This is a genomic window from Klebsiella sp. 2-CIP_Kleb. (genome assembly GCF_050378715.1).
GTDB classification, from domain to species: domain Bacteria; phylum Pseudomonadota; class Gammaproteobacteria; order Enterobacterales; family Enterobacteriaceae; genus Klebsiella; species Klebsiella quasipneumoniae.
Genome location: NZ_JBNRLG010000014.1, coordinates 1 through 26,143, shown reverse-complemented (window position 1 = coordinate 26,143; position 26,143 = coordinate 1). Strand labels below are relative to the sequence as shown.

At 57.9% G+C, this 26,143-nt stretch carries 23 protein-coding genes and 1 riboswitch; of the genes, 10 read left to right on the top strand and 13 right to left on the bottom strand.

Annotation, left to right across the window (positions count from 1 at the left end):
• Positions 1-58 precede the first annotated feature (58 nt).
• Complete coding sequence (gene rpoC / locus ACQUTP_RS24910) at positions 59-4,282, top strand: DNA-directed RNA polymerase subunit beta' (protein WP_004206757.1); 4,224 nt, start codon at positions 59-61, stop codon at positions 4,280-4,282.
• A 399-nt stretch (positions 4,283-4,681) separates the two neighbouring features.
• Positions 4,682-6,022: an anaerobic C4-dicarboxylate transporter DcuB gene (gene dcuB / locus ACQUTP_RS24905; RefSeq protein ID WP_285756518.1), complete on the top strand. Its 1,341-nt coding sequence runs from the start codon at positions 4,682-4,684 to the stop codon at positions 6,020-6,022.
• 43 nt (positions 6,023-6,065) lie between these two features.
• Here the strand turns inward: dcuB and ACQUTP_RS24900 are convergent, their stop codons facing one another.
• The 10 genes from ACQUTP_RS24900 to ACQUTP_RS24855 all read right to left on the bottom strand — a co-directional run bounded on the left by ACQUTP_RS24900 (position 6,066) and on the right by ACQUTP_RS24855 (position 14,837).
• Entirely contained in the window at positions 6,066-6,383 is a 318-nt protein-coding gene (locus ACQUTP_RS24900; protein WP_004206755.1) for a PTS lactose/cellobiose transporter subunit IIA, read from the bottom strand.
• A gap of 3 nt (positions 6,384-6,386) precedes the next feature.
• Positions 6,387-6,692 carry a PTS sugar transporter subunit IIB gene (locus ACQUTP_RS24895; RefSeq protein WP_002884150.1) on the bottom strand — a complete coding sequence of 102 codons (306 nt, stop codon included), beginning with the start codon at positions 6,690-6,692 and terminating at the stop codon, positions 6,387-6,389.
• Positions 6,693-6,864: 172 nt separating this feature from the next.
• Positions 6,865-8,397, bottom strand: coding sequence for a sensor domain-containing diguanylate cyclase (locus tag ACQUTP_RS24890; RefSeq protein WP_032456543.1), 1,533 nt, complete (start codon positions 8,395-8,397; stop codon positions 6,865-6,867).
• Between the two features lie 316 nt (positions 8,398-8,713).
• Positions 8,714-9,847, bottom strand: coding sequence for a 2-iminoacetate synthase ThiH (gene thiH, locus ACQUTP_RS24885; RefSeq protein ID WP_004206752.1), 1,134 nt, complete (start codon positions 9,845-9,847; stop codon positions 8,714-8,716).
• Positions 9,844-10,614 (bottom strand): thiazole synthase, encoded by a 771-nt coding sequence (thiG, locus tag ACQUTP_RS24880; protein WP_032456545.1) that lies wholly within the window; start codon positions 10,612-10,614, stop codon positions 9,844-9,846. Before thiG ends, thiH begins: the two co-directional genes overlap by 4 nt.
• A gap of 1 nt (position 10,615) precedes the next feature.
• Positions 10,616-10,816: a sulfur carrier protein ThiS gene (gene thiS / locus ACQUTP_RS24875; protein ID WP_004206750.1), complete on the bottom strand. Its 201-nt coding sequence runs from the start codon at positions 10,814-10,816 to the stop codon at positions 10,616-10,618.
• On the bottom strand, positions 10,800-11,555 hold the full coding sequence (gene thiF, locus ACQUTP_RS24870; RefSeq protein ID WP_004206749.1) for a thiazole biosynthesis adenylyltransferase ThiF: 756 nt from the start codon (positions 11,553-11,555) through the stop codon (positions 10,800-10,802). The genes thiS and thiF overlap by 17 nt, the downstream gene beginning before the upstream one ends.
• Positions 11,548-12,183: a thiamine phosphate synthase gene (gene thiE / locus ACQUTP_RS24865; protein ID WP_017901116.1), complete on the bottom strand. Its 636-nt coding sequence runs from the start codon at positions 12,181-12,183 to the stop codon at positions 11,548-11,550. The genes thiF and thiE overlap by 8 nt, the downstream gene beginning before the upstream one ends.
• Positions 12,183-14,078 (bottom strand): phosphomethylpyrimidine synthase ThiC, encoded by a 1,896-nt coding sequence (gene thiC, locus ACQUTP_RS24860; protein WP_023319462.1) that lies wholly within the window; start codon positions 14,076-14,078, stop codon positions 12,183-12,185. The genes thiE and thiC overlap by 1 nt, the downstream gene beginning before the upstream one ends.
• 84 nt (positions 14,079-14,162) lie before the next feature.
• Positions 14,163-14,286, bottom strand: a riboswitch (TPP riboswitch).
• A gap of 53 nt (positions 14,287-14,339) precedes the next feature.
• On the bottom strand, positions 14,340-14,837 hold the full coding sequence (locus ACQUTP_RS24855; protein WP_004206746.1) for an Rsd/AlgQ family anti-sigma factor: 498 nt from the start codon (positions 14,835-14,837) through the stop codon (positions 14,340-14,342).
• Positions 14,838-14,930: 93 nt separating this feature from the next.
• Between ACQUTP_RS24855 and nudC the strand changes: the two genes are divergently transcribed.
• The 6 genes from nudC to ACQUTP_RS24825 all read left to right on the top strand — a co-directional run bounded on the left by nudC (position 14,931) and on the right by ACQUTP_RS24825 (position 19,293).
• On the top strand, positions 14,931-15,704 hold the full coding sequence (gene nudC / locus ACQUTP_RS24850; RefSeq protein WP_004206745.1) for an NAD(+) diphosphatase: 774 nt from the start codon (positions 14,931-14,933) through the stop codon (positions 15,702-15,704).
• A 40-nt stretch (positions 15,705-15,744) separates the two neighbouring features.
• Positions 15,745-16,809 (top strand): uroporphyrinogen decarboxylase, encoded by a 1,065-nt coding sequence (hemE, locus tag ACQUTP_RS24845; protein ID WP_004206744.1) that lies wholly within the window; start codon positions 15,745-15,747, stop codon positions 16,807-16,809.
• A gap of 12 nt (positions 16,810-16,821) precedes the next feature.
• Positions 16,822-17,493 (top strand): deoxyribonuclease V, encoded by a 672-nt coding sequence (nfi, locus tag ACQUTP_RS24840; RefSeq protein ID WP_004206743.1) that lies wholly within the window; start codon positions 16,822-16,824, stop codon positions 17,491-17,493.
• Between the two features lie 42 nt (positions 17,494-17,535).
• Positions 17,536-18,126, top strand: coding sequence for a YjaG family protein (locus ACQUTP_RS24835; RefSeq protein WP_004206742.1), 591 nt, complete (start codon positions 17,536-17,538; stop codon positions 18,124-18,126).
• A gap of 186 nt (positions 18,127-18,312) precedes the next feature.
• The gene (gene hupA / locus ACQUTP_RS24830; protein WP_002884342.1) at positions 18,313-18,585 is read left to right on the top strand and encodes a nucleoid-associated protein HU-alpha; all 273 of its coding nucleotides are present in this window, start codon (positions 18,313-18,315) and stop codon (positions 18,583-18,585) included.
• Between the two features lie 12 nt (positions 18,586-18,597).
• Positions 18,598-19,293 carry a DUF1481 domain-containing protein gene (locus tag ACQUTP_RS24825; protein WP_023319466.1) on the top strand — a complete coding sequence of 232 codons (696 nt, stop codon included), beginning with the start codon at positions 18,598-18,600 and terminating at the stop codon, positions 19,291-19,293.
• A 3-nt stretch (positions 19,294-19,296) separates the two neighbouring features.
• On the opposite strand, the gene zraP is transcribed toward ACQUTP_RS24825, so the two are convergent.
• The gene (gene zraP, locus ACQUTP_RS24820) at positions 19,297-19,734 is read right to left on the bottom strand and encodes a zinc resistance sensor/chaperone ZraP (protein ID WP_130943210.1); all 438 of its coding nucleotides are present in this window, start codon (positions 19,732-19,734) and stop codon (positions 19,297-19,299) included.
• A 259-nt stretch (positions 19,735-19,993) separates the two neighbouring features.
• On the opposite strand from zraP, the gene zraS reads away from it, so the two are divergent.
• Together zraS and zraR are read left to right on the top strand one after the other, a co-directional pair.
• Positions 19,994-21,388: a two-component system sensor histidine kinase ZraS gene (gene zraS / locus ACQUTP_RS24815; protein ID WP_017901121.1), complete on the top strand. Its 1,395-nt coding sequence runs from the start codon at positions 19,994-19,996 to the stop codon at positions 21,386-21,388.
• Positions 21,375-22,706 carry a sigma-54-dependent response regulator transcription factor ZraR gene (zraR, locus tag ACQUTP_RS24810; protein WP_004206737.1) on the top strand — a complete coding sequence of 444 codons (1,332 nt, stop codon included), beginning with the start codon at positions 21,375-21,377 and terminating at the stop codon, positions 22,704-22,706. The genes zraS and zraR overlap by 14 nt, the downstream gene beginning before the upstream one ends.
• Here zraR and purD read toward each other — a convergent pair.
• A complete protein-coding gene (purD, locus tag ACQUTP_RS24805; protein ID WP_096834000.1) occupies positions 22,696-23,991 on the bottom strand; it encodes a phosphoribosylamine--glycine ligase in 1,296 nt (431 codons plus the stop codon). The genes zraR and purD overlap by 11 nt on opposite strands.
• A gap of 15 nt (positions 23,992-24,006) precedes the next feature.
• Positions 24,007-25,596, bottom strand: coding sequence for a bifunctional phosphoribosylaminoimidazolecarboxamide formyltransferase/IMP cyclohydrolase (gene purH / locus ACQUTP_RS24800; RefSeq protein WP_004206735.1), 1,590 nt, complete (start codon positions 25,594-25,596; stop codon positions 24,007-24,009).
• Positions 25,597-26,143 lie beyond the last annotated feature (547 nt).

The following is a 26,143-nucleotide window of genomic DNA, read 5'->3' as shown; positions in this document are numbered from 1 at the left end:
ACTGCTGCCGGGTTAACGCCCGGCAGCGGAATGTGCTAACTCCGACGGGAGCAAATCCGTGAAAGACTTATTAAAGTTTCTGAAAGCGCAAACTAAAACCGAAGAGTTTGATGCGATCAAAATTGCTCTGGCTTCGCCAGACATGATCCGTTCATGGTCTTTCGGTGAAGTTAAAAAGCCGGAAACCATTAACTACCGTACGTTCAAACCTGAGCGTGACGGCCTTTTCTGCGCCCGTATCTTTGGGCCGGTAAAAGACTATGAGTGCCTGTGCGGTAAGTACAAGCGCCTGAAACACCGCGGTGTGATCTGTGAGAAGTGCGGCGTTGAAGTGACCCAGACTAAAGTGCGTCGTGAGCGCATGGGCCACATCGAGCTGGCATGTCCGACTGCGCACATCTGGTTCCTGAAATCTCTGCCGTCCCGTATCGGCCTGCTGCTGGATATGCCGCTGCGCGATATCGAACGTGTACTGTACTTTGAATCCTATGTGGTTATCGAAGGTGGCATGACCAACCTCGAACGCAACCAGATTCTGACGGAAGAACAGTACCTGGACGCGCTGGAAGAGTTCGGTGACGAATTCGACGCGAAGATGGGTGCGGAAGCGATCCAGGCGCTGCTGCGCAATATGGATCTGGAGCAGGAGTGCGAGCAGCTGCGTGAAGAGCTGAACGAAACCAACTCCGAAACCAAGCGTAAAAAGCTGACCAAGCGCATTAAGCTGCTGGAAGCCTTCGTACAGTCTGGCAACAAGCCGGAGTGGATGATCCTGACCGTTCTGCCGGTACTGCCGCCAGATCTGCGTCCGCTGGTTCCGCTGGATGGCGGTCGTTTCGCGACGTCTGACCTCAACGATCTGTATCGTCGCGTGATCAACCGTAACAACCGTCTGAAACGTCTGCTGGATCTGGCTGCGCCGGATATCATCGTACGCAACGAAAAACGTATGCTGCAGGAAGCGGTAGATGCCCTGCTGGACAACGGTCGTCGCGGTCGTGCGATCACCGGTTCTAACAAACGTCCTCTGAAATCTTTGGCCGATATGATCAAAGGTAAACAGGGTCGTTTCCGTCAGAACCTGCTCGGTAAGCGTGTTGACTACTCCGGTCGTTCTGTTATCACCGTAGGTCCATACCTGCGTCTGCATCAGTGCGGTCTGCCGAAGAAAATGGCGCTGGAGCTGTTCAAACCGTTCATCTACGGCAAGCTGGAACTGCGTGGCCTGGCCACCACCATCAAAGCCGCTAAGAAGATGGTTGAGCGCGAAGAAGCTGTCGTTTGGGATATCCTGGACGAAGTGATCCGCGAACACCCGGTTCTGCTGAACCGTGCGCCGACCCTGCACCGTCTGGGTATTCAGGCATTCGAACCGGTTCTGATCGAAGGTAAAGCCATCCAGCTGCACCCGCTGGTTTGTGCGGCATATAACGCCGACTTCGATGGTGACCAGATGGCTGTTCACGTACCGCTGACGCTGGAAGCCCAGCTGGAAGCGCGTGCGCTGATGATGTCTACCAACAACATCCTGTCCCCGGCGAACGGCGAACCAATCATCGTTCCGTCTCAGGACGTTGTACTGGGTCTGTACTACATGACCCGTGACAGTGTTAACGCCAAAGGCGAAGGCATGGTGCTGACTGGCCCGAAAGAAGCTGAGCGTATTTATCGCGCCGGCCTGGCCTCTCTGCATGCGCGCGTTAAAGTGCGTATCACTGAATACGAAAAAGACGACAATGGTGAGTTTGTCGCGAAAACCAGCCTGAAAGACACGACCATTGGCCGTGCCATTCTGTGGATGATCGTACCGAAAGGTCTGCCGTTCTCTATCGTGAACCAGGCGCTCGGTAAGAAAGCGATCTCCAAGATGCTGAACACCTGTTACCGTATTCTGGGCCTGAAACCGACCGTTATTTTCGCGGACCAGACGATGTACACCGGCTTTGCTTACGCAGCGCGTTCAGGTGCATCCGTTGGTATCGATGACATGGTCATCCCGGAGAAAAAATACGAAATCATCAGCGAAGCGGAAGCGGAAGTTGCTGAGATTCAGGAACAGTTCCAGTCCGGTCTGGTGACCGCGGGCGAACGCTACAACAAAGTTATCGATATCTGGGCTGCGGCGAACGATCGTGTATCCAAAGCGATGATGGATAACCTGCAAACCGAAACCGTGATTAACCGTGACGGTCAGGAAGAGCAGCAGGTTTCCTTCAACAGCATCTACATGATGGCCGACTCCGGTGCGCGTGGTTCTGCTGCACAGATTCGTCAGCTGGCCGGTATGCGTGGTCTGATGGCGAAGCCGGATGGCTCCATCATCGAAACGCCGATCACCGCGAACTTCCGTGAAGGTCTGAACGTACTCCAGTACTTCATCTCCACGCACGGTGCGCGTAAAGGTCTGGCGGATACCGCACTGAAAACAGCGAACTCCGGTTACCTGACTCGTCGTCTGGTCGACGTTGCCCAGGACCTGGTCGTCACTGAAGACGACTGCGGCACCCTGGAAGGCATCACCATGACGCCGGTTATCGAAGGTGGCGACGTCAAAGAGCCGCTGCGCGATCGCGTACTGGGTCGTGTGACTGCGGAAGACGTGCTGAAGCCGGGTACCGCGGATATTCTGGTTCCACGCAACACGCTGCTGCACGAGCACTGGTGTGACCTGCTGGAAGCGAACTCCGTTGACTCCGTCAAAGTGCGTTCCGTTGTATCCTGTGACACCGACTTTGGTGTATGTGCGCACTGCTATGGTCGTGACCTGGCGCGTGGCCACATCATCAACAAAGGTGAGGCTATCGGCGTTATCGCGGCACAGTCCATCGGTGAGCCGGGTACACAGCTGACGATGCGTACGTTCCACATCGGTGGTGCGGCATCTCGTGCGGCTGCTGAATCCAGCATCCAGGTGAAAAACAAAGGTAGCATCAAGCTCAGCAACGCGAAGTCGGTTGTGAACTCCAGCGGTAAACTGGTTATCACTTCCCGTAACACCGAGCTGAAACTGATCGACGAATTCGGTCGTACCAAAGAGAGCTATAAAGTGCCTTACGGTGCGGTTATGGCGAAAGGCGACGGTGAGCAGGTTGCCGGCGGTGAAACCGTCGCAAACTGGGATCCGCACACCATGCCGGTTATCACCGAAGTCAGCGGTTTCATCCGCTTCACTGACATGATCGACGGCCAGACCATTACTCGTCAGACCGACGAACTGACCGGTCTGTCTTCGCTGGTGGTTCTGGACTCTGCAGAACGTACCGCAGGTGGTAAAGATCTGCGTCCGGCGCTGAAAATCGTTGATGCTCAGGGCAACGACGTTCTGATTCCAGGCACCGATATGCCGGCTCAGTACTTCCTGCCGGGTAAAGCGATTGTTCAGCTGGAAGATGGCGTACAGATCAGCTCTGGTGACACCCTGGCGCGTATTCCGCAGGAATCCGGCGGTACCAAGGACATCACCGGTGGTCTGCCGCGCGTTGCGGACCTGTTCGAAGCACGTCGTCCGAAAGAGCCGGCAATCCTGGCTGAAATCAGCGGTATCATTTCCTTCGGTAAAGAAACCAAAGGGAAACGTCGCCTGGTTATCACCCCGGTAGACGGTAGCGAACCGTACGAAGAGATGATTCCGAAATGGCGTCAGCTCAACGTGTTCGAAGGTGAACGTGTAGAACGTGGTGACGTGGTTTCCGACGGTCCGGAAGCGCCGCACGACATTCTGCGTCTGCGTGGCGTACATGCTGTGACCCGTTACATTGTTAACGAAGTCCAGGACGTATACCGTCTGCAGGGCGTTAAGATTAACGATAAACACATCGAAGTTATCGTTCGTCAGATGCTGCGTAAAGCCACCATCGAAAGCGCAGGCAGCTCCGACTTCCTCGAAGGCGAGCAGGTGGAATACTCCCGCGTCAAGATCGCGAACCGCGAACTGGAAGCGAACGGCAAAGTGGGCGCAACGTTCTCCCGCGATCTGCTGGGTATCACCAAAGCGTCTCTGGCCACCGAGTCCTTCATCTCCGCGGCATCGTTCCAGGAGACCACTCGCGTGCTGACCGAAGCAGCCGTTGCGGGCAAACGCGACGAACTGCGCGGTCTGAAAGAGAACGTCATCGTGGGTCGTCTGATCCCGGCCGGTACCGGTTATGCGTACCACCAGGATCGTATGCGCCGTCGCGCTGCTGGCGAACTGCCGGCGGCACCGCAGGTGAGCGTGGAAGAAGCATCTGCCAACCTGGCAGAGCTGCTGAACGCAGGTCTGGGCGGTTCTGACAACGATTAATCGTTGATGCACTGCTGAAAAGCCGGTCAGGTTTCCTGACCGGCTTTTTTATTGCCTGTTCTCCGCGGTACCCGTCTTTAATTACATTTACGCCATATCCAGGCTGCAATTTTTTAGCAATTAATTCATACAAAATATCCATTAATCTATCACCTCAAAAAACCTTTCTTTATATATGGGTAAAACTTCTACTCATATCAAAAAATAATCAATTCAAAGAGGATATATTCAAAATACCTGATGAATCATGGGATTACTGCTGCTGCTTTATCTTCGGCGCGACGGCTCTGGAGAGGGATCGCTGCATCTCATGCTTCCCCCAACAAGGCGCAGAAATAACCCCGGCAGACAGGTATGGATCATTACTTTAGGTCTGAGCGGACAGGCTCTGGGGGCTGCATGGAATTCGCGATACAACTCATTATTATCTTAATTTGTCTGTTTTATGGTGCCCGAAAAGGCGGTATTGCGCTGGGGCTGCTGGGCGGCATCGGTTTGGTGATCCTCGTTTTTGTTTTTCATCTCCAGCCGGGCAAACCGCCGGTTGATGTGATGCTGGTGATCATTGCGGTGGTGGCGGCCTCGGCGACGCTGCAGGCATCCGGCGGTCTGGATGTCATGCTGCAGATTGCTGAGAAGCTGCTGCGGCGTAACCCAAAATATGTCTCTATTGTGGCGCCTTTCGTCACCTGCACGCTGACCATCCTCTGCGGTACCGGTCACGTGGTGTATACCATCCTGCCGATTATCTACGATGTGGCGATCAAGAATAACATTCGCCCGGAGCGTCCGATGGCCGCCAGCTCCATTGGCGCCCAGATGGGGATCATCGCCAGCCCGGTCTCGGTGGCGGTGGTTTCGCTGGTGGCGATGCTGGGGAATTTTACCTTTAACGGTAAACATCTGGAGTTTCTCGATCTGCTGGCGATAACCATTCCGTCCACGCTGCTGGGCATTTTAGCGATCGGCATCTTCAGCTGGTTCCGCGGCAAAGATCTGGATAAAGACGAAGCCTTCCAGGCGTTTATTGCGGTACCGGAGAACCGCCATTACGTCTATGGCGATACGGCGACGCTGCTGGATAAAAAGCTGCCCACCAGCAAATGGATAGCGATGTGGATTTTTCTGGCCTCCATCGCTGTGGTGGCGCTGCTTGGCGCCTTCTCTGAACTGCGTCCGGCCTTTGACGGTAAACCGCTGTCGATGGTGCTGGTGATCCAGATGTTTATGCTGCTTTCCGGGGCGCTGATCATCATCATTACTAAAACCAACCCGGCATCGATTTCCAAAAATGAGGTCTTTCGTTCGGGAATGATCGCTATCGTCGCGGTGTACGGCATCGCCTGGATGGCGGAGACCATGTTTGGCGCGCACATGACCGAGATTAAAGGCGTGCTCGGGGAGATGGTCAAAGAGTATCCATGGGCCTATGCCATCGTTCTGCTGCTGGTTTCGAAGTTTGTGAACTCGCAGGCGGCAGCGCTGGCGGCGATTGTGCCGGTGGCCCTGGCCATCGGCGTTGATCCGGCCTATATCGTGGCTTCTGCGCCGGCCTGCTATGGCTACTATATACTGCCGACCTACCCAAGCGATCTGGCGGCGATCCAGTTTGACCGCTCAGGGACCACCCATATAGGCCGCTTTGTGATTAACCACAGCTTTATCCTGCCCGGGCTCATCGGCGTTGGCGTCTCCTGCGTGTTTGGCTGGGTATTCGCGGCGATGTACGGCTTTCTGTAAGCGGGGACGGGCGCCGGCAGCGACGCCCGTTTAATTCGAGAGATTATTGCGCGAGGGGCAGGCGACGGTATAGTTCAATCATATCGGTCGCCAGATCCTGAATGACCATGGCGTTCATCAGATGGTCCTGAGAATGCACGGTGATCAGGTTGACCGGTAACTTACCGCTGCCTTCATCCAGGCCGATAAGCTGGGTCTGAATTTTATGCGCATGTTTGACGAACTCATGGGACTCGGCCATGGCCTGCTCCGCTGCGGCAAAATCGCCTTTCCGCGCCAGCTGTAGCGCCGTGAGCGCCGCGCTGCGCGCAGAACCCGCGTTAACCAGCAGCTCCATGATGATCGTTTCTAAATCTTCCATCGATTACTCCAGCATCTTAAGGGCTTTATCCAGAACGGCATCGCCTTTCATCATGCCGTAGTCCATCATATCGATCACCGCGACCTTTTTGCCGAACGGGTCGGCCAGCGCCTGCAGCTTCGCCTGCTCATATTTCACCTGCGGGCCGAGCAGAATAATGTCGGCGGCGGCCAGATTATCTTTAAACTCGGCGACCGGTACGGCCTTGATGGAGACTTCAACACCTTTCTTCTGCGCGGCATCTTGCATACGCTGAACCAGCATGCTGGTAGACATACCGGCGGCACAGCACAAAACGATATTCTTCATAGTCAGTGGCCCTTGTGTTCCGTGATGTCCTATCTTTATCGCGGCCCTGGCGATGCGACAACCGCTTTACCGTGATTGTGTGTAAGTCATCACACAAAAATTGAAACCGGTTTCATTTTTGCCGAAAAAAATAAAAAAGCCCACCGAAGTGGGCGGTTGCGGCGCTGAAGACCTAGGCGCGCAGGATGCGGTTTTTACCCTGCTGTTTGGCTTTGTACAGCGCTTCATCGACGCTCACCACCAGCTTATCCAGCGGCTCCATGTTCCATTCCCCCAGCCCGGCGCTGAAGGTGACCGTCAGGCCATCTTCGCGCCAGGTGCGCCGTTCGACGTTTACCCGCCATGTTTCCAGCAGCGTGCGGGCGTTATCAATATGTTCGGCAGGAAAGACCACCGCGAACTCTTCGCCACCATAGCGATAGAGGGATATCTCCAGCGGCTGGAGGACCTGCAGTCCTTCGCGGGCGACGTTTCGCAGAACGATATCGCCGTTGAGGTGACCCCAGGTGTCGTTGATCGATTTGAAGTTATCGATATCGACCAGCGCGAGGGCGAACGGCTGATGATCGTTCATCAGCGCGGCAATATCACTATCGAAGGCGCGGCGGTTCTTGCAGCCGGTGAGCGCGTCGATGGTCGCCTGGCGGACGTAGGTCAGCTCGCGCTGCTTATTAGTTTCAATGGCTTTACTCAGCATCGCCTCGAGGCGGGGGGCGCGTTTGACGTCGCCGGTTTTAATCGCATTGATGATATTCATCAGCACGGTGCGGGAGGCATGACGCAGATAAAGGCCGAACAGGATGATGATGATCGCCGCGAGGGCAAAACCGCCGATCACTAAATTGGTTTCATGGCGCGTCAGATTGACCAGGGTGGTGTTATCAACACGGAAAATCACAAACCAGTCGGGATTGGTAAAGGAGTAATAGTAATACCAGGTGTCGCTTCCGGGATCGTAAAGCTGCCCCTCGCCGCTGGTCATTTTATCCATCAGCTCATTACTGACGAAGGGTTTAAACAGCGCACCAGGGTCGGAGTGCAGGACCACTTTGCCATCACGCTGCACCACAAAAAACTCGCCCTGTACGGGGGCCACCATCTGACGCAGCGCGAACCCCATGGAGGTGAGATCAAGATGAAAGGCCAGGCTGCCCTTGAGTTTCCCTTCCGGGGTGATGATGGGTTTGAAAATGGTAATCGTCGGATGGTGGGTAAAAAAATCCATATATGGGCTGGTGTAGTGGCTGAAGGTGCTGGCTTCAGCCTGTTTGATAAACCAGGGCCGCTTTCTGGGATCGAAAGCCCGGCTGTCTTCATTTTCCAGCACCTCCGGGGCGCGCAGATAGTGGCCCTCGGTATCCGCCAGTGAGATGGATGAGACGCTCGGCATCATGTTCTGTAACTGCATCAGCGTCGTTAATCCTTTCTCCGGCTCCACATTGACTGCGCGATTCAGTTCGTCATTGCGGGCAAAGAAGGCGACCGCGCGCCCAAGGATAAAATCATTTTCCCGCAGCAGGGTTTCCGTATAGTTGATCGCCAGGTTGTGGGTAAAGTTGCGGTTAATGTCGTGATAATCTTCAAGAAAATCTTTCCGCTGCGCCAGGGTGACAAAAATAGCGATCAGCATAAAACTGAGCAAGATGCCGGCAAACCCCACGACGATCGGCGTCGTGAAAGAGAGCTTTCTGTTGTGTAGAGCCATGAATCGTTAATCGTCCCGGATGTATAAACCATGGGTCCGAACGCAGGTTGTGACTGCGGCGCCTGCCGATCGAATCAGTTAACTATTGCTCAATTATAACTCTGAGGCCTTCATGTATCGTGATTTATATTCGGCGATAATGCACAGGCCCTCGTTCAGCGCGGAGAGGCAGGGCGAAAATGAGGAAGAAAAGGTTCGCCCTGGTCAGCGTCCGCTGCTGACCCGGGCAGAATAGAAAAAGGGCGCCTGGCGGGCCAGTTCCCGTTTTTTATCTCTCGTGCAGGCGCGCAAAAATATCAGGCACTTACACTGTTCATCATGAGGTTTGCGAGGCGCGTCCCAGCCAGCTGTCCCAGTCTTTCCATACCGGCTGCAGGCCGCGGGCAGCCAGCGCGCTGGCGACTTCTTCAGGTCGACGGCCATCGTGCGGCGCGAACTGCTCAAGCTCCGGATGATCGTCGGCGTAACCCCCGGGCTGGGTTTTGGAGAAGGCGCTGACGTTATTGATCGCCAGCGGGATCACCCGGTCGCGGAACCAGGGGGATTCGCGGGTGGATAGCGACAGCTCAACCTCCGGCGCCAGCAGGCGGAAGGCGCAGATGGTCTGCACCAGCTGACGCTCATCCATTAGCGAGGCTGGTTCAATGCCGCCGGCGCAGGGACGCAGACGCGGGAAGGAGACCGAATAGCGGCTGCGCCAGTAGCGTTGCTGCAGCCACAACAGGTGCTCAGCGACCATAAAGCAGTCCACTCGCCAGCTGTCGGAAAGGCCGATCAGCGCGCCAAGGCCGATCTTATCGATCCCCGCCTCGCCCAGGCGATCCGGCGTATCCAGCCGCCAGAAGAAATCCTGTTTTTTCCCTTTCAGATGGTGCTGGGCGTACATACCTTCGTGATAGGTCTCCTGATAGACCATCACCCCGTCGAGCCCCAGGGTTTTCAGCTCGGCATACTCGTCGGTCGCCAGCGGCTGTACCTCCATCTGCAGCGAGGCAAACTGGCTGCGGATTGCCGGCAGGTGCTGGCGGAAATAATCCATTCCCACCTTGCCCTGATGCTCACCGGTTACCAGCAGCAGATGCTCAAAACCCAGGTCGCGGATCGCGGCGCACTCGCGGGCAATCTCGGCGGCATCCAGCGTCTTGCGCTTAATGCGATTGCTCATCGAGAAGCCGCAGTAGGTGCAGTCGTTGGCGCACAGGTTGGAGAGATACAGCGGCACGTAGAAGCTGACGGTATTGCCGAAGCGCTGGCGGGTAAGCCGCTGCGCGCGCTGGGCCAGAGGTTCAAGATACCCGGCCGCCGCTGGCGAAAGCAGGGCCATCATATCGTCGCGGGTCAGCTGTTTGGCCGCCAGCGCCTGTTCGACATCGGCGGCGGTTTTACTGTTGATGCGCAGGCGGATGTCGTCCCACTCCAGCTGCCGCCAGCGATCGCTAAAGGTTTTCATGCCAGCGCCTCCAGGAATCCGGTGAGCGGGCTGGTGGCCTGCGCCTGCGCGCTGCGCGCCCCCGGTCCGGCCTGACGGGCCAGCAAGCCGGCCTCGACCGCCATACGGAAGGCGTGGGCCATGGCCACGGGATCGTCGGCGACGGCAATAGCGGTATTGACCAGCACCGCGTCCGCTCCCATTTCCAGCGCCTGCGCCGCATGGCTCGGAACGCCGATGCCGGCGTCGACGACCACCGGCACCGTCGCCTGTTCGATAATAATCTCCAGCATGGCTTTGGTTTCCAGCCCCTGATTTGAGCCGATCGGCGCGCCCAGGGGCATCACCGCCGCGCAGCCAGCCTCTTCCAGTCGTTTACACAGCACCGGGTCGGCGCCGCAGTAGGGCAGCACCACGAACCCTTCGCGGACCAGCAGCTCCGCCGCTTTCAGGGTTTCAATCGGGTCGGGCAGCAACCAGCGGGCGTCCGGGTGGATCTCCAGTTTCAGCCAGTGGGTGCCCAGAGCCTCCCGTGCCAGGCGGGCGGCAAACACCGCCTCTTCCGCCGTCTTGGCGCCCGAGGTATTCGGCAGCAGGCTGACCCCCGCCGCCAGCAGCGGGGCGAGGATGGCGTCATTGTGCTGACGTAAATCGACGCGCTTCATTGCCAGGGTGACCAGCTGGCTGCCCGAGGCGCGAATCGCCTCAACCATCACCCCCGGGGCGGCGAATTTGCCGGTACCGGTGAAAAGATGGGATTCAAATGTTTTGTCTGCAATACGTAACATGTCAGCCTCCAGCGATAACCTGAAAAAGCAGGACTCGATCGCCTTCCTGCAAGAGATGATCTTCCCACCGATCGCGCGGCAGAATGTGTTGATTGAGCGCCAGCGCGACGCCCGGCTGCAGCTGTTCGAGCTGGGTCAGCAGGGCGCTCACGCTGAGATTGTCGGCGCACGCCAGCGGCTCGTCGTTAAACCAGATCTGCATGTCGCCCTCCGCACACCGGGCAGCCCCGGGAGCGCTGTAGCGCCAGGTTACGCCAGCTGCTGGTGCGGGCGTCGAACAGCCGCAGTGTGTTGCGCGGCGTCGTCATGCCGCTGAGCAGCTTAATCGCCTCCAGCGCCTGCAGCGTGCCCATCATGCCGACCACCGGGCCGACGATCCCCGCGGTGCGGCAGTTGCGCTGCGGTTCGTCGCTATCCGGCCACAGGCAGCGATAGCAGCCCTGTGTCCAGGGCGGGGTGAGCACCATCAGCTGACCGCCGAAGCCGACGGCGCTGGCGGTCACTAACGGGATGTCGAGGGCCACGCAGGCGGCATTGATCGCCTGGCGGGTGACCATGTTATCGGTACAGTCCAGCACCACGTCCGCTTTCGCCACCTCGGCGCGCAGCGCCTCGCCGCTTAAGCGCTGCTGGAGCGCAACCAGTGTGATCTGCGGATTTAGCTGGCTGAGCCGCGTCTTTGCCGCCGCGGCTTTTGGCCGATCGATATCCGCGCTGGTGAACAGGATCTGCCGCTGCAGATTGCTGAGATGCACGGCGTCGTCATCGGCCAGGGTCAGCGTCCCGACGCCAGCCCCGGCCAGATAGAGCGCTGCCGGGGAGCCCAGCCCGCCAAGGCCGATAATCAGCACCCGGCTGGCTAACAGCTTCTGCTGACCCTCGATGGCAATATCCTCCAGCAGCAGCTGGCGGCTATAGCGCATAAAGTCGTGATCATTCATCGCCCGCTCCTGCCAGCGCCAGCAGCTGGTCGGTGGCTGCCCGCCAGTCCGCCGCCTGGGTGATGGCGCTGACCACAGCGATGCTGCCGACGCCGGTCGCCAGCACCGCCGGGGCCTTTTCAAGGCTAATTCCGCCGATCGCCACGGTGGGGTAATCCGCCAGGCGTTGGATATGTCTGGCAAGCTGCTCGAGTCCCTGCGGCGCGGAGGGCATCTGTTTGGTTTGCGTCGGGAAGACGTGACCCAGAGCGATGTAAGAGGGACGCGCCGCCAGGGCGATATCAATCTCCATATCGTCATGGGTGGAGACGCCAAGACGTAGCCCGGCTTTGCGGATGGCGCTCAGATCGGTGGTTTCCAGATCTTCTTGTCCGAGATGTACGCCGTAGGCCTGGTGCTTGATCGCCAGTCGCCAGTAATCGTTAATGAACAGCCGGGCGTGATAGCGGCGGCCAAGGGCGATGGCGGCGATGACGTCATCCTCCACCTCGCTGTCGCGTCGGTCCTTGATGCGTAACTGAAGGGTGCGTACTCCAGCTTCGAGCAGGCGTTCAATCCACGCCACGCTGTCCACTACCGGGTAGAGCCCGAGACGAAACGGGACGGGTGGAAAATCAGGCTGATACATCAGACTTCCTCCTGTTTCAGGTAGATTTCGCCGCCGCGGGCGCGGAAGTGATGCGACATATCGGCCATGCCGGCGTCGATGGCCTGCCTGGCGGCGTAGTCGCGGACTTCCTGAGTGATCTTCATTGAACAGAATTTCGGACCGCACATGGAGCAGAAGTGGGCAACTTTGCCGGATTCCTGCGGCAGGGTTTCATCGTGATAGGCCCGAGCGGTGAACGGATCCAGCGCGAGGTTAAACTGGTCTTCCCAGCGGAATTCGAAGCGCGCCTTCGACATGGCGTTATCGCGGATCTGCGCCCCTGGATGGCCTTTCGCCAGGTCAGCGGCGTGGGCGGCGATTTTGTAGGTAATCAACCCCTGCTTCACATCCTCTTTGTTGGGCAAGCCGAGATGCTCTTTCGGCGTGACATAGCACAGCATGGCGCAGCCGAACCAGCCGATCATCGCCGCGCCGATGCCGGAGGTGAAATGGTCGTAGCCCGGCGCAATGTCGGTGGTGAGCGGCCCGAGGGTGTAGAACGGCGCTTCGTGGCAGTGCTCCAGCTCTTCGGTCATATTGCGGCGGATCATCTGCATCGGCACGTGGCCGGGACCTTCGATCATCACCTGCACGTCATACTCCCAGGCGATTTTCGTCAGCTCGCCGAGGGTGCGCAGCTCGGAGAACTGTGCTTCGTCGTTGGCATCCTGAATGGAGCCGGGGCGCAGGCCATCGCCCAGCGACAGCGAAACGTCATAGGCGGCGCAGATTTCGCAGATTTCGCGGAAATGCTGGTAGAGGAAGTTTTCCTGATGGTGCGACAGACACCATTTGGCCATGATCGAGCCGCCGCGCGAGACGATGCCGGTCAGACGCTTCGCGGTCATCGGGACGTAGCGCAGCAGTACGCCGGCGTGAATGGTGAAGTAGTCGACTCCCTGTTCGGCCTGTTCCAGTAGGGTATCGCGGAAGACTTCCCAGGTGAGGTTCTCGGCGATGCCGTTGACCTTCTCCAGCGCCTGGTAAATCGGCACAGTGCCGATGGGGACCGGACTGTTACGCAGGATCCACTCGCGGGTTTCGTGGATATAGCGGCCGGTAGAGAGATCCATCACCGTATCGGCGCCCCAGCGGGTAGACCAGACCAGTTTCTCGACCTCTTCTTCGATGGAGGAGGTCACCGCCGAGTTGCCGATATTAGCATTCACTTTTACCAGGAAGTTGCGCCCGATAATCATCGGCTCAGACTCCGGGTGGTTGATATTGGCCGGGATGATGGCGCGCCCGGCGGCCACTTCATCGCGGACAAACTCGGGGGTAATGTTTTCCGGCAGGCGGGCGCCGAAGCCTTCTCCGGCATGCTGCTGGCGCAGAACTTCGCTGCGAATACGTTCACGGCCCATGTTTTCGCGTATGGCGATGAACTCCATCTCCGGGGTGACGATCCCCTGGCGGGCGTAGTGCAGTTGGGTAACACATTTGCCGGCAACGGCGCGTTTTGGCGTCAGCTGGCTATTGAAGCGCAGCTCATCGAGGCCGTCATCGGCCAGCCGCGCTTTGGTATAGGCCGAGCTGCGTTCGCTGAGCGGGGCGCAGTCATTACGTGCGTCGATCCACGGCTGGCGCAGCCTGGCCAGCCCCTGGCGGACATCAATGCCAATATCCGGGTCGCCATAAGGCCCGGAGGTGTCATACACCGGGATCGGTTCGTTGGCTTCGTAATGGGGGTTATCGTTATCGCCGCCGACGAGGGTCGGGCTGAGCTGGATTTCACGCATTGGGACGCGGATATCCGCTTGTGAACCTTGAATGTAGATACGGCGCGAATTAGGAAAAGCAGCGCCTTCCAGCGTATCGATAAATCGCTGCGCGTGCTCGCGTAGCTCACGACGGGTCAGTTTGGTAGTAGACATAGCGCATTCCAGATATAAAGGACATGGCTTGTCAGACGACGGATGGAGTAACAGATGCGATCGGCCCTGACGGACTGACGCGAACAGCAGTTTACTCTTGTTCCCTTCGCAGGTATTAGCCTGATCAGGTTCCGCGGATCCCGAATTAACGGTCTCAGCCTTTTCCATGTAGCCTTCACATGGAAAATAAGCACTCCGACAAGATGACATCCCCTCCGGGGAGGGGGAATGGAGGTAAACTACTCGTTAATTGCGCACAACTCAAGCGGTCGGGGCAATATTATCGCGCACCTCATCGCTCAGGTGATGGGCGACGGCGAGGGCGATCAGTTTATCTTCCAGGGCGAAACGCGCTTCCAGCGACTCGCCGATATCCGACAGCGCCTGCTGAAATTCAAGGTAGTTATCATGATCAATGGCGTTTTCGAGGCAGGTATCGTAGTAGTCCATCATCTGCTGGGTATTGGCTTCCAGCTGCGGGTAAAGCCGGGTGGCGGCTAAAAGTGGGGTATCGCCTTCCATTTCGCCAATAATGCGTTCATAAATACTAAAATGACCGGACGAGAGGTAATCCACCAGACTTTGGCAAAAGTCATCCAGTGCCTTTTCGTTTAGCCGCATAAACGACTCTTTGCCCGGTTTCAGGCCAACCAGATTGTAGTAAGCCACGAGCAGATGCTTACGCACTTGTAGCCAGCGATCGACCAGTTCATTACTACCGCCAACGCGCTCCGTCAGATTTTCCAGCTGGTTTAGCATGATTGACTCCGCTAGTTTTGATTTAAATCTGCTCACCAAAATGTAAATATAATGTTAACAACATGCCAGTGAAGCAAAGGTAGTGCAATAGATATGGATCGTATTATTGAAAAATTAGATCGCGGCTGGTGGGTTGTCAGTCACGAACAAAAATTATGGTTGCCTGGTGGAGAATTACCACATGGCGAAGCGGTTAATTTCGATCTTGTCGGCCAGCATGCGCTGCATATTGGCGAATGGCAGGGGGAGCCCGTCTGGATGGTGCGCCAGGATCGCCGCCATGACATGGGATCGTTACGCCAGGTGCTGGATCAGGATCCGGGTCTATTCCAGCTGGCGGGGCGAGGGATCCAGCTTGCCGAATTTTACCGATCGCATAAATTTTGCGGCTACTGCGGCCACCCGATGCATGCCAGTAAAAGTGAATGGGCGATGCTGTGCAGCCACTGCCGTGAACGTTACTACCCGCAAATCGCCCCGTGCATTATCGTCGCTATCCGTCGCGACGATGCGATCCTGCTGGCGCAACATACCCGACATCGTAATGGGGTACACACCGTGCTGGCCGGGTTCGTCGAGGTTGGCGAAACCCTTGAGCAGGCGGTCGCCCGTGAGGTGATGGAGGAGAGCGGTATCAAGGTGAAAAATCTGCGCTACGTGACTTCTCAACCATGGCCGTTCCCCCAGTCGCTGATGACTGCCTTTATGGCGGATTACGCAGAGGGCGATATCGTGGTGGATAAAAAAGAGTTACTCAGCGCGGACTGGTACCGCTATGACGATCTGCCGCTTCTGCCGCCGCCAGGTACGGTGGCGCGCCGGCTTATCGAAGATACCGTCGCGATGTGTCGGGCAGAGTTCGAGTGACATGTTACACTGGGCGTATCAACGCTAAAGGAATGTAAAAATGACCGAACTGAAGAACGATCGTTACCTGCGCGCGCTGCTGCGTCAGCCGGTTGATGTCACCCCGGTGTGGATGATGCGCCAGGCGGGCCGCTATTTACCGGAGTACAAAGCCACCCGTGCGCAAGCGGGCGACTTTATGTCGCTGTGTAAAAATGCCGAGCTGGCCTGCGAAGTGACGCTCCAGCCGCTGCGTCGTTATCCGCTGGACGCGGCGATCCTCTTTTCGGACATCCTGACCATCCCGGACGCCATGGGGCTGGGGCTGTACTTTGAGGCAGGCGAAGGCCCGCGCTTCACCTCGCCGGTGAAAAGCAAAGCCGACGTCGACAAGCTGCCAGTCCCGGATCCCGAGCAGGAACTGGGCTACGTGATGAATGCCGTGCGCACCATTCGCCGTGAACTGAAAGGCGAAGTGCCGCTGATCGGTTTTTCCGGTAGCCCATGGACGCTGGCGACCTACATGGTGGAAGGTGGCAGCAGTAAGGCTTTCACCGTCATCAAAAAGATGATGTACGCCGAACCGCAGGCGCTGCACGCGCTGCTGGATAAACTGGCGAAGAGCGTCACCCTGTACCTCAACGCGCAGATCAAAGCCGGCGCGCAGTCAGTAATGATTTTTGACACCTGGGGCGGGGTGCTGACCGGTCGCGACTATCAGCAGTTTTCCCTCTACTATATGCATAAAATCGTCGATGGCCTGCTGCGGGAAAACGAAGGCCGCCGCGTGCCGGTGACACTGTTCACCAAAGGCGGCGGTCAGTGGCTGGAAGCGATGGCGGAGACCGGCTGTGACGCGCTGGGTCTCGACTGGACCACCGATATTGCCGATGCCCGTCGTCGCGTGGGCGACAAAGTCGCGCTGCAGGGCAACATGGATCCGTCCATGCTCTATGCGCCCCCCGCGCGTATTGAAGAAGAAGTCGCGACCATCCTCGCCGGCTTTGGTCAGGGGGAAGGCCACGTCTTTAACCTCGGCCACGGCATCCATCAGGACGTTGACCCTGAGCATGCGGGCGTCTTTGTTGAAGCGGTGCATCGTCTTTCCGCACCCTATCACCAGTAGGAGATCAGCCATATGGATTTAGCCGCACTCCGTATCCAGCAGCAACAGTTAGCCGCGTCGGTAGAGCGCGCGGATCGACTGGATCGTGACCCACCGACGTTGATCGGCGGCGCGGATGTCGGGTTTGAGCAGGAAGGGGAGATCACCCGGGCTGCGATGGTGCTGCTGACCTGGCCTGAACTGGAGCTGGTGGAGTATCAGGTGGCGCGCGTCGCCACTTCCATGCCCTATATTCCCGGCTTTCTCTCGTTTCGCGAAACCCCTGCGCTGCTGGCGGCGTGGGAGCAGCTTTCGCAAAAACCGGACCTGTTGTTTGTTGACGGCCACGGCATTTCTCATCCCCGGAGATTGGGCGTCGCCAGCCATTTTGGCCTGATGATCGACGTGCCGACCATCGGGGTGGCGAAAAAACGGCTGTGCGGCAAAATCGGCGACCTGGGTGATGAGCCCGGTGCGCTGGCCCCGCTGATGGATAAAAATGAGCAACTGGCCTGGGTCTGGCGCAGCAAAGTGCGCTGCAACCCGCTGTTTATTAGCACCGGCCACCGGGTAGGCATGGACAGCGCTTTAATGTGGGTCGAACGCTGCATGCGAGGCTATCGTCTGCCCGAACCGACGCGCTGGGCCGATGCGGTGGCTTCCCGCCGTCCGTCGTTTGTGCGTTGGCAAGCAAATCACAGCTGATTCAGGTACACTGCGCCTAATTTCTGACTTCGAGAATTCATCATGTTACAAAACCCGATTCACCTGCGCCTGGAGAAGCTGGAAAGCTGGCAGCATGTCACTTTTATGGCCTGCCTGTGCGAGCGTATGTACCCCAACTACGCGATGTTCTGCAAGCAAACCGAGTTTGGCGACGGCCAGCTGTACCGTCGTATCCTGGATCTGATCTGGGAAACGCTGACGGTCAAAGATGCGAAGGTGAATTTCGATAGTCAGCTGGAGAAACTGGAAGAGGCGATCCCGGCGGCAGATGATTTCGACCTGTACGGTGTTTATCCGGCCATAGACGCCTGCGTGGCGTTGAGCGAACTGATCCATTCACGTCTGAGCGGCGAAACGCTCGAGCACGCGATCGAGGTGAGCAAAACCTCTATCACCACCGTGGCGATGCTGGAAATGACCCAGGAAGGTCGCGAAATGACCGACGAAGAGCTGAAAGCGAACCCGGCGGTAGAGCAGGAATGGGACATTCAGTGGGAAATTTTCCGCCTGCTGGCCGACTGCGAAGAGCGTGACCTTGAGCTGATAAAAGGCCTGCGCGCGGACCTGCGTGAGGCCGGCGAGAGCAATATTGGTATAAATTTTCAGCAGTGAGACCAGAAAACGTGATTTACCGCCTGAATTGTAGCGTCTGAAGGCTTCCATTCCGCCCCCCGTCTGGTCTACATTTGGAGGGCGAAAAAAAGTGGCTATCGGTGCGTGTATGCAGGAGGGTGCTTTTTTGGCATTTCCGTCGCACTCGATGCTTAGCAAGCGATAAACACATTGTAAGGATAACTTATGAACAAGACTCAACTGATTGATGTAATTGCGGACAAAGCTGACCTGTCCAAAGCACAGGCTAAAGCTGCCCTGGAATCTACCCTGGCTGCAATTACTGAGTCTCTGAAAGAAGGTGATGCTGTTCAACTGGTTGGTTTCGGTACCTTCAAAGTGAACCACCGCGCTGAGCGTACTGGCCGCAACCCGCAGACCGGTAAAGAGATCAAAATCGCTGCAGCTAACGTGCCGGCATTTGTTTCTGGCAAAGCACTGAAAGACGCAGTTAAGTAAGACCGCGTGGCAGTGAACAGTTTTATCGAAGGGGCTATTAAGCCCCTTTTGTCTGTCTGGCGCCGGCCTCTGGCGCTGGCGGGCATCCTGTTGCTGACTGCCTGCAGCCATAACGCGTCGCTACCACCATTTACCGCCAGCGGTTATGCGGACAACCAGGGGGCGATGCGTATCTGGCGTAAAGATTCTGGCGATGAAGTCCATCTTCTCGCCGCCTTCAGCCCGTGGCGTCACGGGGACACCTCGACCAGCGAATATCGCTGGCAGGGCGATCAGCTGACGCTGATTGAACTCAATGTCTACGGCAAGCCGCCGGAACATATTCGTGCCCGCTTCGACGCGCAGGGCGATCTTAGCTTTATGCAGCGGGAAGTTGACGGGCAGAAGCAGCAACTCTCCAGCGACCAGGTCGCGCTGTACCGTTATCGCGCCGAGCAGATCCGCCAGACCAGCGACGCCCTCCGCCAGGGACGGGTCGTCCTGCGTCAGGGACGCTGGAACGCCGCCGCGCATACCGTGCTGACCTGTGAAGGGCAGACGGTCACGCCCGACCTCGATAGTCGGGCTCTGGCGCACATTGAACGTCGGCAGAGCCACGCTTCCGCCGCGGTGAGCATTGCCTGGCTGGAGGCGCCGGAAGGCTCTCAACTGCTGCTGGTGGCCAATGAAAACTTCTGCACCTGGCAGCCGACGGAAAAAAGCTTCTAACCTTTACCAGTGATTCATGCCCATATGACCGCCGCCGCTACCGCGACAGCCGCCATATCCCATTCCTGCGCCGCGGGGAACGCCAGCCTCAGCCAGGGCGAGATCTAATTTCACCCGCTGCTGATCCAGCTTCTGGCGTAAGCCTTCCATCTCCTGAGCGACGGCTTCAATCTTGCCGCTATCCGGCTTTTGCGCCGTGAGCAACGCATTGTACTCATAGCGTTTGGACTGCAACTGCTGGCGCAGGGCGCTGGTTTGCGCATAGTAATCGTTATGCAGCTTTTGCGCGGTAGCCTGCTGCTCCTGGGTCAGCTGGCTGTAGCCCTGGTTGCCGATCCCGTTATTGTTGCCCCAGTGGTGGTTGGCCCAGGCCGTGTTGCTGCCGAAGGTCAGCGCGGCAAAGGTAACGAGGGCAAGAGGTAAGGTACGGTTCCGTTTCATGGCATTTTCTCCTGTGTGGTTTCTCTCGGTACTGCATCTTTCATGCCAGCCTGAAAAAGCCCGTCCGTGCAGGCCTGCCGAGGCCGTTAAAGAGAAGAGCGAGTAAAAATGACCCGTTCCGCCCGGGACCGGCGAGTCATTTTTACTCGCTAAAGCGCAGGCGATATGTTTGAGAGCAGGTTTGGCCGCGCGGAAACATGGCATGATTTCTGCTGAAAGATCCTGCTGATAGCGAAAAGGAGATGACAAGGACTCGCCGATGAAGATCAAACCTTTTTCCCGGGACGCTGCCGCTGGCGCGCTGAGCTGGCTGCTGACCGGTACGGTAGTGCTGCTGGTGGTGCTGTTCTCCGCGATGATCGTCCGCGACTACGGTCGTGAGACGACCGCCGCCCGACAAACTATCGAGGAGAAGGGGAGCGTACTGATCCGCGCGCTGGAGTCCGGCACGCGCGTTGGCATGGGAATGCGGATGCACCACGCGCAGCTGCAGGCCCTGCTGGAAGAGATGGCCTGGCAGCCGGGCGTCCTGTGGTTCGCGGTGACTGATGACAATGGCGCCATCATCGCCCACAGCGATCCGCAGCAGGTGGGTCAAACGCTCTACAGCCCCGCGCAGATGCGTGCGCTGGCGGTTGGCGAACAGGCTCGCTGGCGGCGGCTTAGCGAGCCGCAGCCGGCCATGGAGATCTATCGCCAGTTTCGCCCGCTCAATCCGGCCCGCGGCCACCATATGGGCATGATGAATCGCGGCAACAGCGCCCTGGCTCAAGCCAGTATCCCGCAGGTGATTTTTATCGCCTTTGATAGCCGCGAGCTGGATGCCGCGCAGGCCAGGGGGCAGCGGAATATGGCCATCATGCTGGGCGCCGCCGCGTTGGTGACAGCGGCAACGATCCTTGCCCAGTTCTGGTTCCGCCGCTATCGCCGCTCACGGAAACAACTGCTGGAGGCGATGGCCCGCAAAGAGAAACTGCTGGCACTTGGCCATCTGGCGGCAGGCGTGGCGCACGAGATCCGCAATCCGCTCTCGTCGATTAAAGGGCTGGCAAAATATTTTGCCGAGCGCACGCCGCCGGGCGGTGAGTCACATCAGTTAGCGCAGGTGATGGCCAAAGAGGCCGACCGCCTCAATCGGGTGGTCAGTGAGCTGCTGGAGCTGGTCCGGCCCGCGCATTTAAATTACCAGCCGGTGGATATTAACGCGCTTATCCACCACTCATTGCAGTTGGTTAGCCAGGATGCGCAGAGTCGCGGGATCGCGCTGCAATTTACGCCGCGCCCGGAGCTCTCCACGATCAACGCCGATGCCGACCGCCTGAACCAGGTGCTGTTGAACCTGTACCTGAACGCGATGCAGGCGATTGGCCGCGACGGCGTCATTCACGTATCGGCAAGTGAAGCCGATCGGCGACGTATGAAAATAGTCGTTAAGGATAGCGGTAAGGGGATGAGCGATGAAGAGCTACAGGCCATCTTCACTCCTTATTTCACCACCAAGGCGGACGGCACCGGGCTGGGGCTGGCGGTGGTGCAGAATATTATCGAACAACATGGCGGGACGATCCGCGCCGAAAGTCAGCCGGGGGCTGGAGCGATATTTACGCTTTGGCTACCGCTGGATGCTCAACGGAGGGAAGATGAGCAGCGATAAGGTACAGATTCTGGTTGTCGATGATGACATCAGCCACTGCACGATCTTGCAGGCGCTGCTGCGCGGCTGGGGCTATCAGGTGGCATTAGCCCACAACGGCCGGCAGGCGCTGGAGCAGATCCATCATCAGGTTTTCGACCTGGTACTGTGCGATATTCGCATGGCGGAGCTGGACGGTATCGCAACGTTAAAAGAGATAAAAGCCTATAACCCGGCGATCCCGGTGCTGATCATGACGGCGTTCTCCAGCGTCGATACGGCGGTGGAGGCCATTAAGTCCGGGGCGCTGGATTATCTGATTAAACCGCTGGATTTTGACACGTTACAGCAGACGTTAGTCCAGGCACTGGCACACACCCGTCATAGCGAGGGCGACCCCAGCGTTGCGACGGATCTACGGTGGGGCATGATTGGCGACAGCCCGGCGATGCAGGCGCTTCTTAACGAAATTACGCTGGTAGCCCCTTCGGACGCGACGGTGCTGATCCATGGGGAGTCGGGAACCGGTAAGGAACTGGTGGCGCGCGCCATCCACGCCTGCAGCGGGCGCGGTGATAAGTCGCTGGTGACGCTCAACTGTGCGGCGCTGAATGAGTCGCTGCTGGAGTCGGAACTCTTCGGCCATGAAAAAGGGGCGTTTACCGGCGCGGAGCGGCGACGTGAGGGGCGCTTTGTCGAAGCGGATGGCGGCACGCTGTTCCTCGATGAAATTGGCGATATCTCGCCATTGATGCAGGTCCGGCTACTGCGGGCGATTCAGGAGCGGGAGGTGCAGCGTGTCGGCAGCAACCAGACGCTTGCCGTTGATGTGCGGCTGATCGCCGCCACCCACCGCAACCTCGCCGAAGAGGTCAGCGCCGGGCGTTTTCGCCAGGATCTCTATTACCGCCTGAACGTCGTGACTATTGAGATGCCGCCGCTGCGCCGGCGCCGGGAAGATATTCCGCAGCTGGCGCAGCACTTTCTCAAACGCTATGCCGAACGCAATCGTAAGGCGGTAAAGGGGTTCACGCCACAGGCGATGGACCTGCTGATCCACTACCCCTGGCCGGGCAATATTCGCGAGCTGGAAAACGCGGTGGAGCGGGCGGTGGTGCTACTGACCGGAAACTATATCTCTGAGCGAGAACTGCCGCTGGCGATCGCCGGTACGCCGCTGCCATCAGGCGGGAGCGAGGAGGGGGGAATTCAGCCGTTAGTGGAAGTGGAGAAAGAGGTGATTCTGGCGGCGCTGGAAAAAACGGGCGGCAACAAAACCGAAGCCGCCCGTCAGTTAGGCATTACGCGGAAAACGCTGCTGGCGAAACTTAGCCGTTAGCCTTTTCACGTTCGATGGCGCGCCAGCCGATATCGCTACGGCTAAAGCTACCGTCCCAGCGAATGTCGGTCAGCAGCTGATAGGCGCGCTGCTGCGCCTGCGCTACGGTATCGCCCAGGGCGGTGACGCACAGTACGCGACCGCCGTTGGTGATCACGCGCTGGTCGTCAGACAGTTTCGTGCCGGCGTGGAAGACTTTACCGTCTGCCGCTTCCTGCTGCGGCAGACCATGGATCTCATCGCCCGTGTTGTAGTTGCCCGGATAGCCGCCGGCGGCAACCACCACGCCCAGCGACGCGCGGTCATCCCACTCGGAGGTTTTCTCATCCAGCTTGCCCGCGCAGGCGGCGAGGCACAGCTCTACCAGGTCGGATTTCATGCGCAGCATGATCGGCTGGGTTTCCGGATCGCCAAAGCGGCAGTTGAACTCAATGACCTTCGGGTTGCCCTGCTTGTCGATCATCAGACCGGCATACAGGAAACCGGTATAGGTGTTGCCTTCCGCGGCCATGCCCTTCACGGTTGGCCAGATAATCCGCTCCATGGTGCGCTGATGGACTTCATCAGTCACGACCGGCGCCGGAGAATAAGCGCCCATCCCACCGGTATTCGGGCCGGTATCGCCGTTGCCGACGCGTTTGTGATCCTGGCTGGTGGCCATCGGCAGGACGTGCTCGCCGTCGACCATCACAATAAAGCTGGCCTCTTCGCCATCGAGGAACTCTTCAATGACGATGCGGTGTCCGGCGTCGCCGAAAGCGTTACCGGCCAGCATGTCTTTGACCGCCGCTTCGGCTTCCTCGAGGGTCATCGCCACGATAACGCCTTTACCCGCCGCCAGACCGTCGGCTTTGATGACGATCGGCGCGCCTTTCTCGCGCAGATAAGCCAGCGCTGGCTCAACGTCGGTGAAGTTCTGATATTCCGCCGTCGGGATATGATGACGAGCAAGGAAATCTTTGGTGAAGGCCTTCGAACCTTCCAGCTGCGCAGCGCCTTCGGTTGGCCCGAAGATGGCCAGCCCGGCGGCACGAAACGCGTCAACCACGCCAATGACCAACGGCGCTTCCGGGCCAACGATGGTCAGGTCGATATTTTCATCCTGGGCGAAGCGAAGCAGCGCCGGAATATCGGTAACGCCGATGGCGACGTTTTGCAGCGACGGCTCCAGCGCGGTACCGGCGTTGCCCGGCGCGACGTAGACGGTATCAACCAGCGGCGATTGGGCCGCTTTCCAGGCCAGGGCGTGTTCGCGCCCGCCGTTGCCGATTACTAATACTTTCATCTGCTGCTCCATGAATTAATGGCGGAAGTGGCGCATGTCGGTGAAAATCATGGCGATGCCGTGTTCGTCAGCGGCGGCAATCACTTCGTCGTCGCGGATAGAGCCGCCCGGCTGAATAACGCAGGTGATGCCGACCGCTGCCGCGGCGTCAATCCCGTCGCGGAATGGGAAGAAGGCGTCAGAGGCCATGGCGGAGCCTTTCACTTCCAGACCTTCGTCACCGGCTTTAATCCCGGCAATTTTCGCCGAGTAGACGCGGCTCATCTGGCCGGCGCCTATGCCGATGGTCATATTGTCTTTGGCATACACGATGGCGTTGGATTTGACGAATTTCGCCACTTTCCAGCAGAACAGCGCATCGCGCAGCTCTTGCTCGCTCGGCTGACGTTTGCTGACCACGCGCAGTTCACCCGCGGTGACCATACCGAGATCGCGGTCCTGAACCAGCAGACCACCGTTAACGCGTTTGAAATCGAGACCGGCAACGCGCGCATCCCACTGACCGCAGGTCAGTACACGGACGTTCTGCTTCGCGGCAGTGATTTTCAGCGCTTCTTCGCTGGCGGACGGGGCGATGATCACCTCGACAAACTGGCGAGAGATGATCGCCTGCGCGGTGTCGGCATCCAGTTCGCGGTTGAAGGCGATGATGCCGCCGAACGCGGAGGTCGGGTCGGTTTTGTATGCGCGATCGTAGGCGTCGAGGATCGAGTCGCTAACGGCAACGCCGCATGGGTTAGCGTGCTTAACGATCACGCAGGCCGGTTCGTTGAACTCTTTCACGCACTCCAGTGCCGCATCGGTATCGGCAATGTTGTTATAGGAGAGCGCTTTGCCCTGCAGCTGGGTAGCGGTTGCCACGGAAGCTTCTTTGACATTCTCTTCTATATAGAAGGCAGCCTGCTGGTGGCTGTTTTCGCCGTAGCGCATATCCTGCTTCTTAATGAAGTTCAGATTCAGGGTGCGTGGGAAGCGGCCAGCGGCTTCTTTGCTTTCGCCATGATAGGCCGGAACCATGCTGCCGAAGTAGTTGGCAATCATGCTGTCGTACGCGGCGGTGTGTTCGAAGGCTTTAATGGCGAGGTCGAAGCGGGTGTCCAGCGTCAGGGAGCCTTCGTTGGCATCCATCTCATTAATGATGGCGGTGTAGTCGCTGCTCTTCACCACGATGGCGACGTCTTTGTGGTTCTTCGCCGCGGAGCGGACCATGGTCGGGCCGCCGATATCGATGTTTTCCACCGCGTCTTCCAGCGAGCATCCTTCGCGAGCGACGGTCTGGGCAAACGGATAGAGGTTAACGACCACCATATCGATAGGCGCGATCCCGTGCTGCTGCATGATGCCGTCATCCTGACCGCGACGGCCGAGGATGCCGCCGTGTACTTTCGGATGCAGGGTTTTCACGCGTCCATCCATCATTTCCGGGAAACCGGTGTAGTCAGAGACTTCGGTTACCGGCAGGCCTTTATCTGCCAGCAGGCGAGCAGTGCCGCCAGTGGACAGCAGCTCGACACCACGAGCGGAAAGCGCCTGCGCGAATTCGACGATACCGGCCTTGTCAGAAACACTGAGCAGAGCGCGGCGGACTGGACGACGTTGTTGCATGGTATTAAATCCCCAGGATTTGAACATTACAGAGAGCGTTAGGTGAGTTTTTGCCTAAAAACTCACCTAACGCACCCAACCGGGCATCCGTGTCATAGCGCGGCATTGTAACGAAAACGTTTGCGCAACGCTCGCGAATTTTTATCTTTCTCTTTAGGCCGATGGTTCTCCTTCTATATAGCTGCCGATCCGCGGCGCTTTCGGTCCTGGTTTGACGCTCTCCTGTGGATAATTCTGTGTGTAAATGGGTATAAAGCGGGGTTTTGCTGGGGAATGCAGCAGTCAGTCATTTTTCTACCATTTTTCTATTGCGGGCGCTCGAGAACTCCCTATAATGCGCCTCCATCGACACGGCGGATGTGAATCACTTCACACAAACAGCCGGTTCGGTTGAAGAGAAAAATCCTGAAAAACGGGTTGACTCTGAAAGAGGAAAGCGTAATATACGCCACCTCGCGACAGAGCGCTAAAGCGCGTCGCAACTGCTCTTTAACAATTTATCAGACAATCTGTGTGGGCACTCAAAGTGACATGGATTCTTAACGTC

What these genes read in the sequence shown, in the direction of transcription:
- zraP (WP_130943210.1), bottom strand. Translation starts at nt 19,734, where the DNA reads ATGAAACGGAACCGTACCTTACCTCTTGCCCTCGTTACCTTTGCCGCG.
- ACQUTP_RS24890 (WP_032456543.1), bottom strand. Translation starts at nt 8,397, where the DNA reads ATGGCTCTACACAACAGAAAGCTCTCTTTCACGACGCCGATCGTCGTG.
- thiG (WP_032456545.1), bottom strand. Translation starts at nt 10,614, where the DNA reads ATGTTACGTATTGCAGACAAAACATTTGAATCCCATCTTTTCACCGGT.
- dcuB (WP_285756518.1), top strand. Translation starts at nt 4,682, where the DNA reads ATGGAATTCGCGATACAACTCATTATTATCTTAATTTGTCTGTTTTAT.
- thiC (WP_023319462.1), bottom strand. Translation starts at nt 14,078, where the DNA reads ATGTCTACTACCAAACTGACCCGTCGTGAGCTACGCGAGCACGCGCAG.
- hemE (WP_004206744.1), top strand. Translation starts at nt 15,745, where the DNA reads ATGACCGAACTGAAGAACGATCGTTACCTGCGCGCGCTGCTGCGTCAG.
- nudC (WP_004206745.1), top strand. Translation starts at nt 14,931, where the DNA reads ATGGATCGTATTATTGAAAAATTAGATCGCGGCTGGTGGGTTGTCAGT.
- ACQUTP_RS24835 (WP_004206742.1), top strand. Translation starts at nt 17,536, where the DNA reads ATGTTACAAAACCCGATTCACCTGCGCCTGGAGAAGCTGGAAAGCTGG.
- hupA (WP_002884342.1), top strand. Translation starts at nt 18,313, where the DNA reads ATGAACAAGACTCAACTGATTGATGTAATTGCGGACAAAGCTGACCTG.
- purD (WP_096834000.1), bottom strand. Translation starts at nt 23,991, where the DNA reads ATGAAAGTATTAGTAATCGGCAACGGCGGGCGCGAACACGCCCTGGCC.
- zraS (WP_017901121.1), top strand. Translation starts at nt 19,994, where the DNA reads ATGAAGATCAAACCTTTTTCCCGGGACGCTGCCGCTGGCGCGCTGAGC.
- zraR (WP_004206737.1), top strand. Translation starts at nt 21,375, where the DNA reads ATGAGCAGCGATAAGGTACAGATTCTGGTTGTCGATGATGACATCAGC.
- ACQUTP_RS24900 (WP_004206755.1), bottom strand. Translation starts at nt 6,383, where the DNA reads ATGGAAGATTTAGAAACGATCATCATGGAGCTGCTGGTTAACGCGGGT.
- thiE (WP_017901116.1), bottom strand. Translation starts at nt 12,183, where the DNA reads ATGTATCAGCCTGATTTTCCACCCGTCCCGTTTCGTCTCGGGCTCTAC.
- ACQUTP_RS24855 (WP_004206746.1), bottom strand. Translation starts at nt 14,837, where the DNA reads ATGCTAAACCAGCTGGAAAATCTGACGGAGCGCGTTGGCGGTAGTAAT.
- purH (WP_004206735.1), bottom strand. Translation starts at nt 25,596, where the DNA reads ATGCAACAACGTCGTCCAGTCCGCCGCGCTCTGCTCAGTGTTTCTGAC.
- thiF (WP_004206749.1), bottom strand. Translation starts at nt 11,555, where the DNA reads ATGAATGATCACGACTTTATGCGCTATAGCCGCCAGCTGCTGCTGGAG.
- nfi (WP_004206743.1), top strand. Translation starts at nt 16,822, where the DNA reads ATGGATTTAGCCGCACTCCGTATCCAGCAGCAACAGTTAGCCGCGTCG.
- thiS (WP_004206750.1), bottom strand. Translation starts at nt 10,816, where the DNA reads ATGCAGATCTGGTTTAACGACGAGCCGCTGGCGTGCGCCGACAATCTC.
- thiH (WP_004206752.1), bottom strand. Translation starts at nt 9,847, where the DNA reads ATGAAAACCTTTAGCGATCGCTGGCGGCAGCTGGAGTGGGACGACATC.
- ACQUTP_RS24895 (WP_002884150.1), bottom strand. Translation starts at nt 6,692, where the DNA reads ATGAAGAATATCGTTTTGTGCTGTGCCGCCGGTATGTCTACCAGCATG.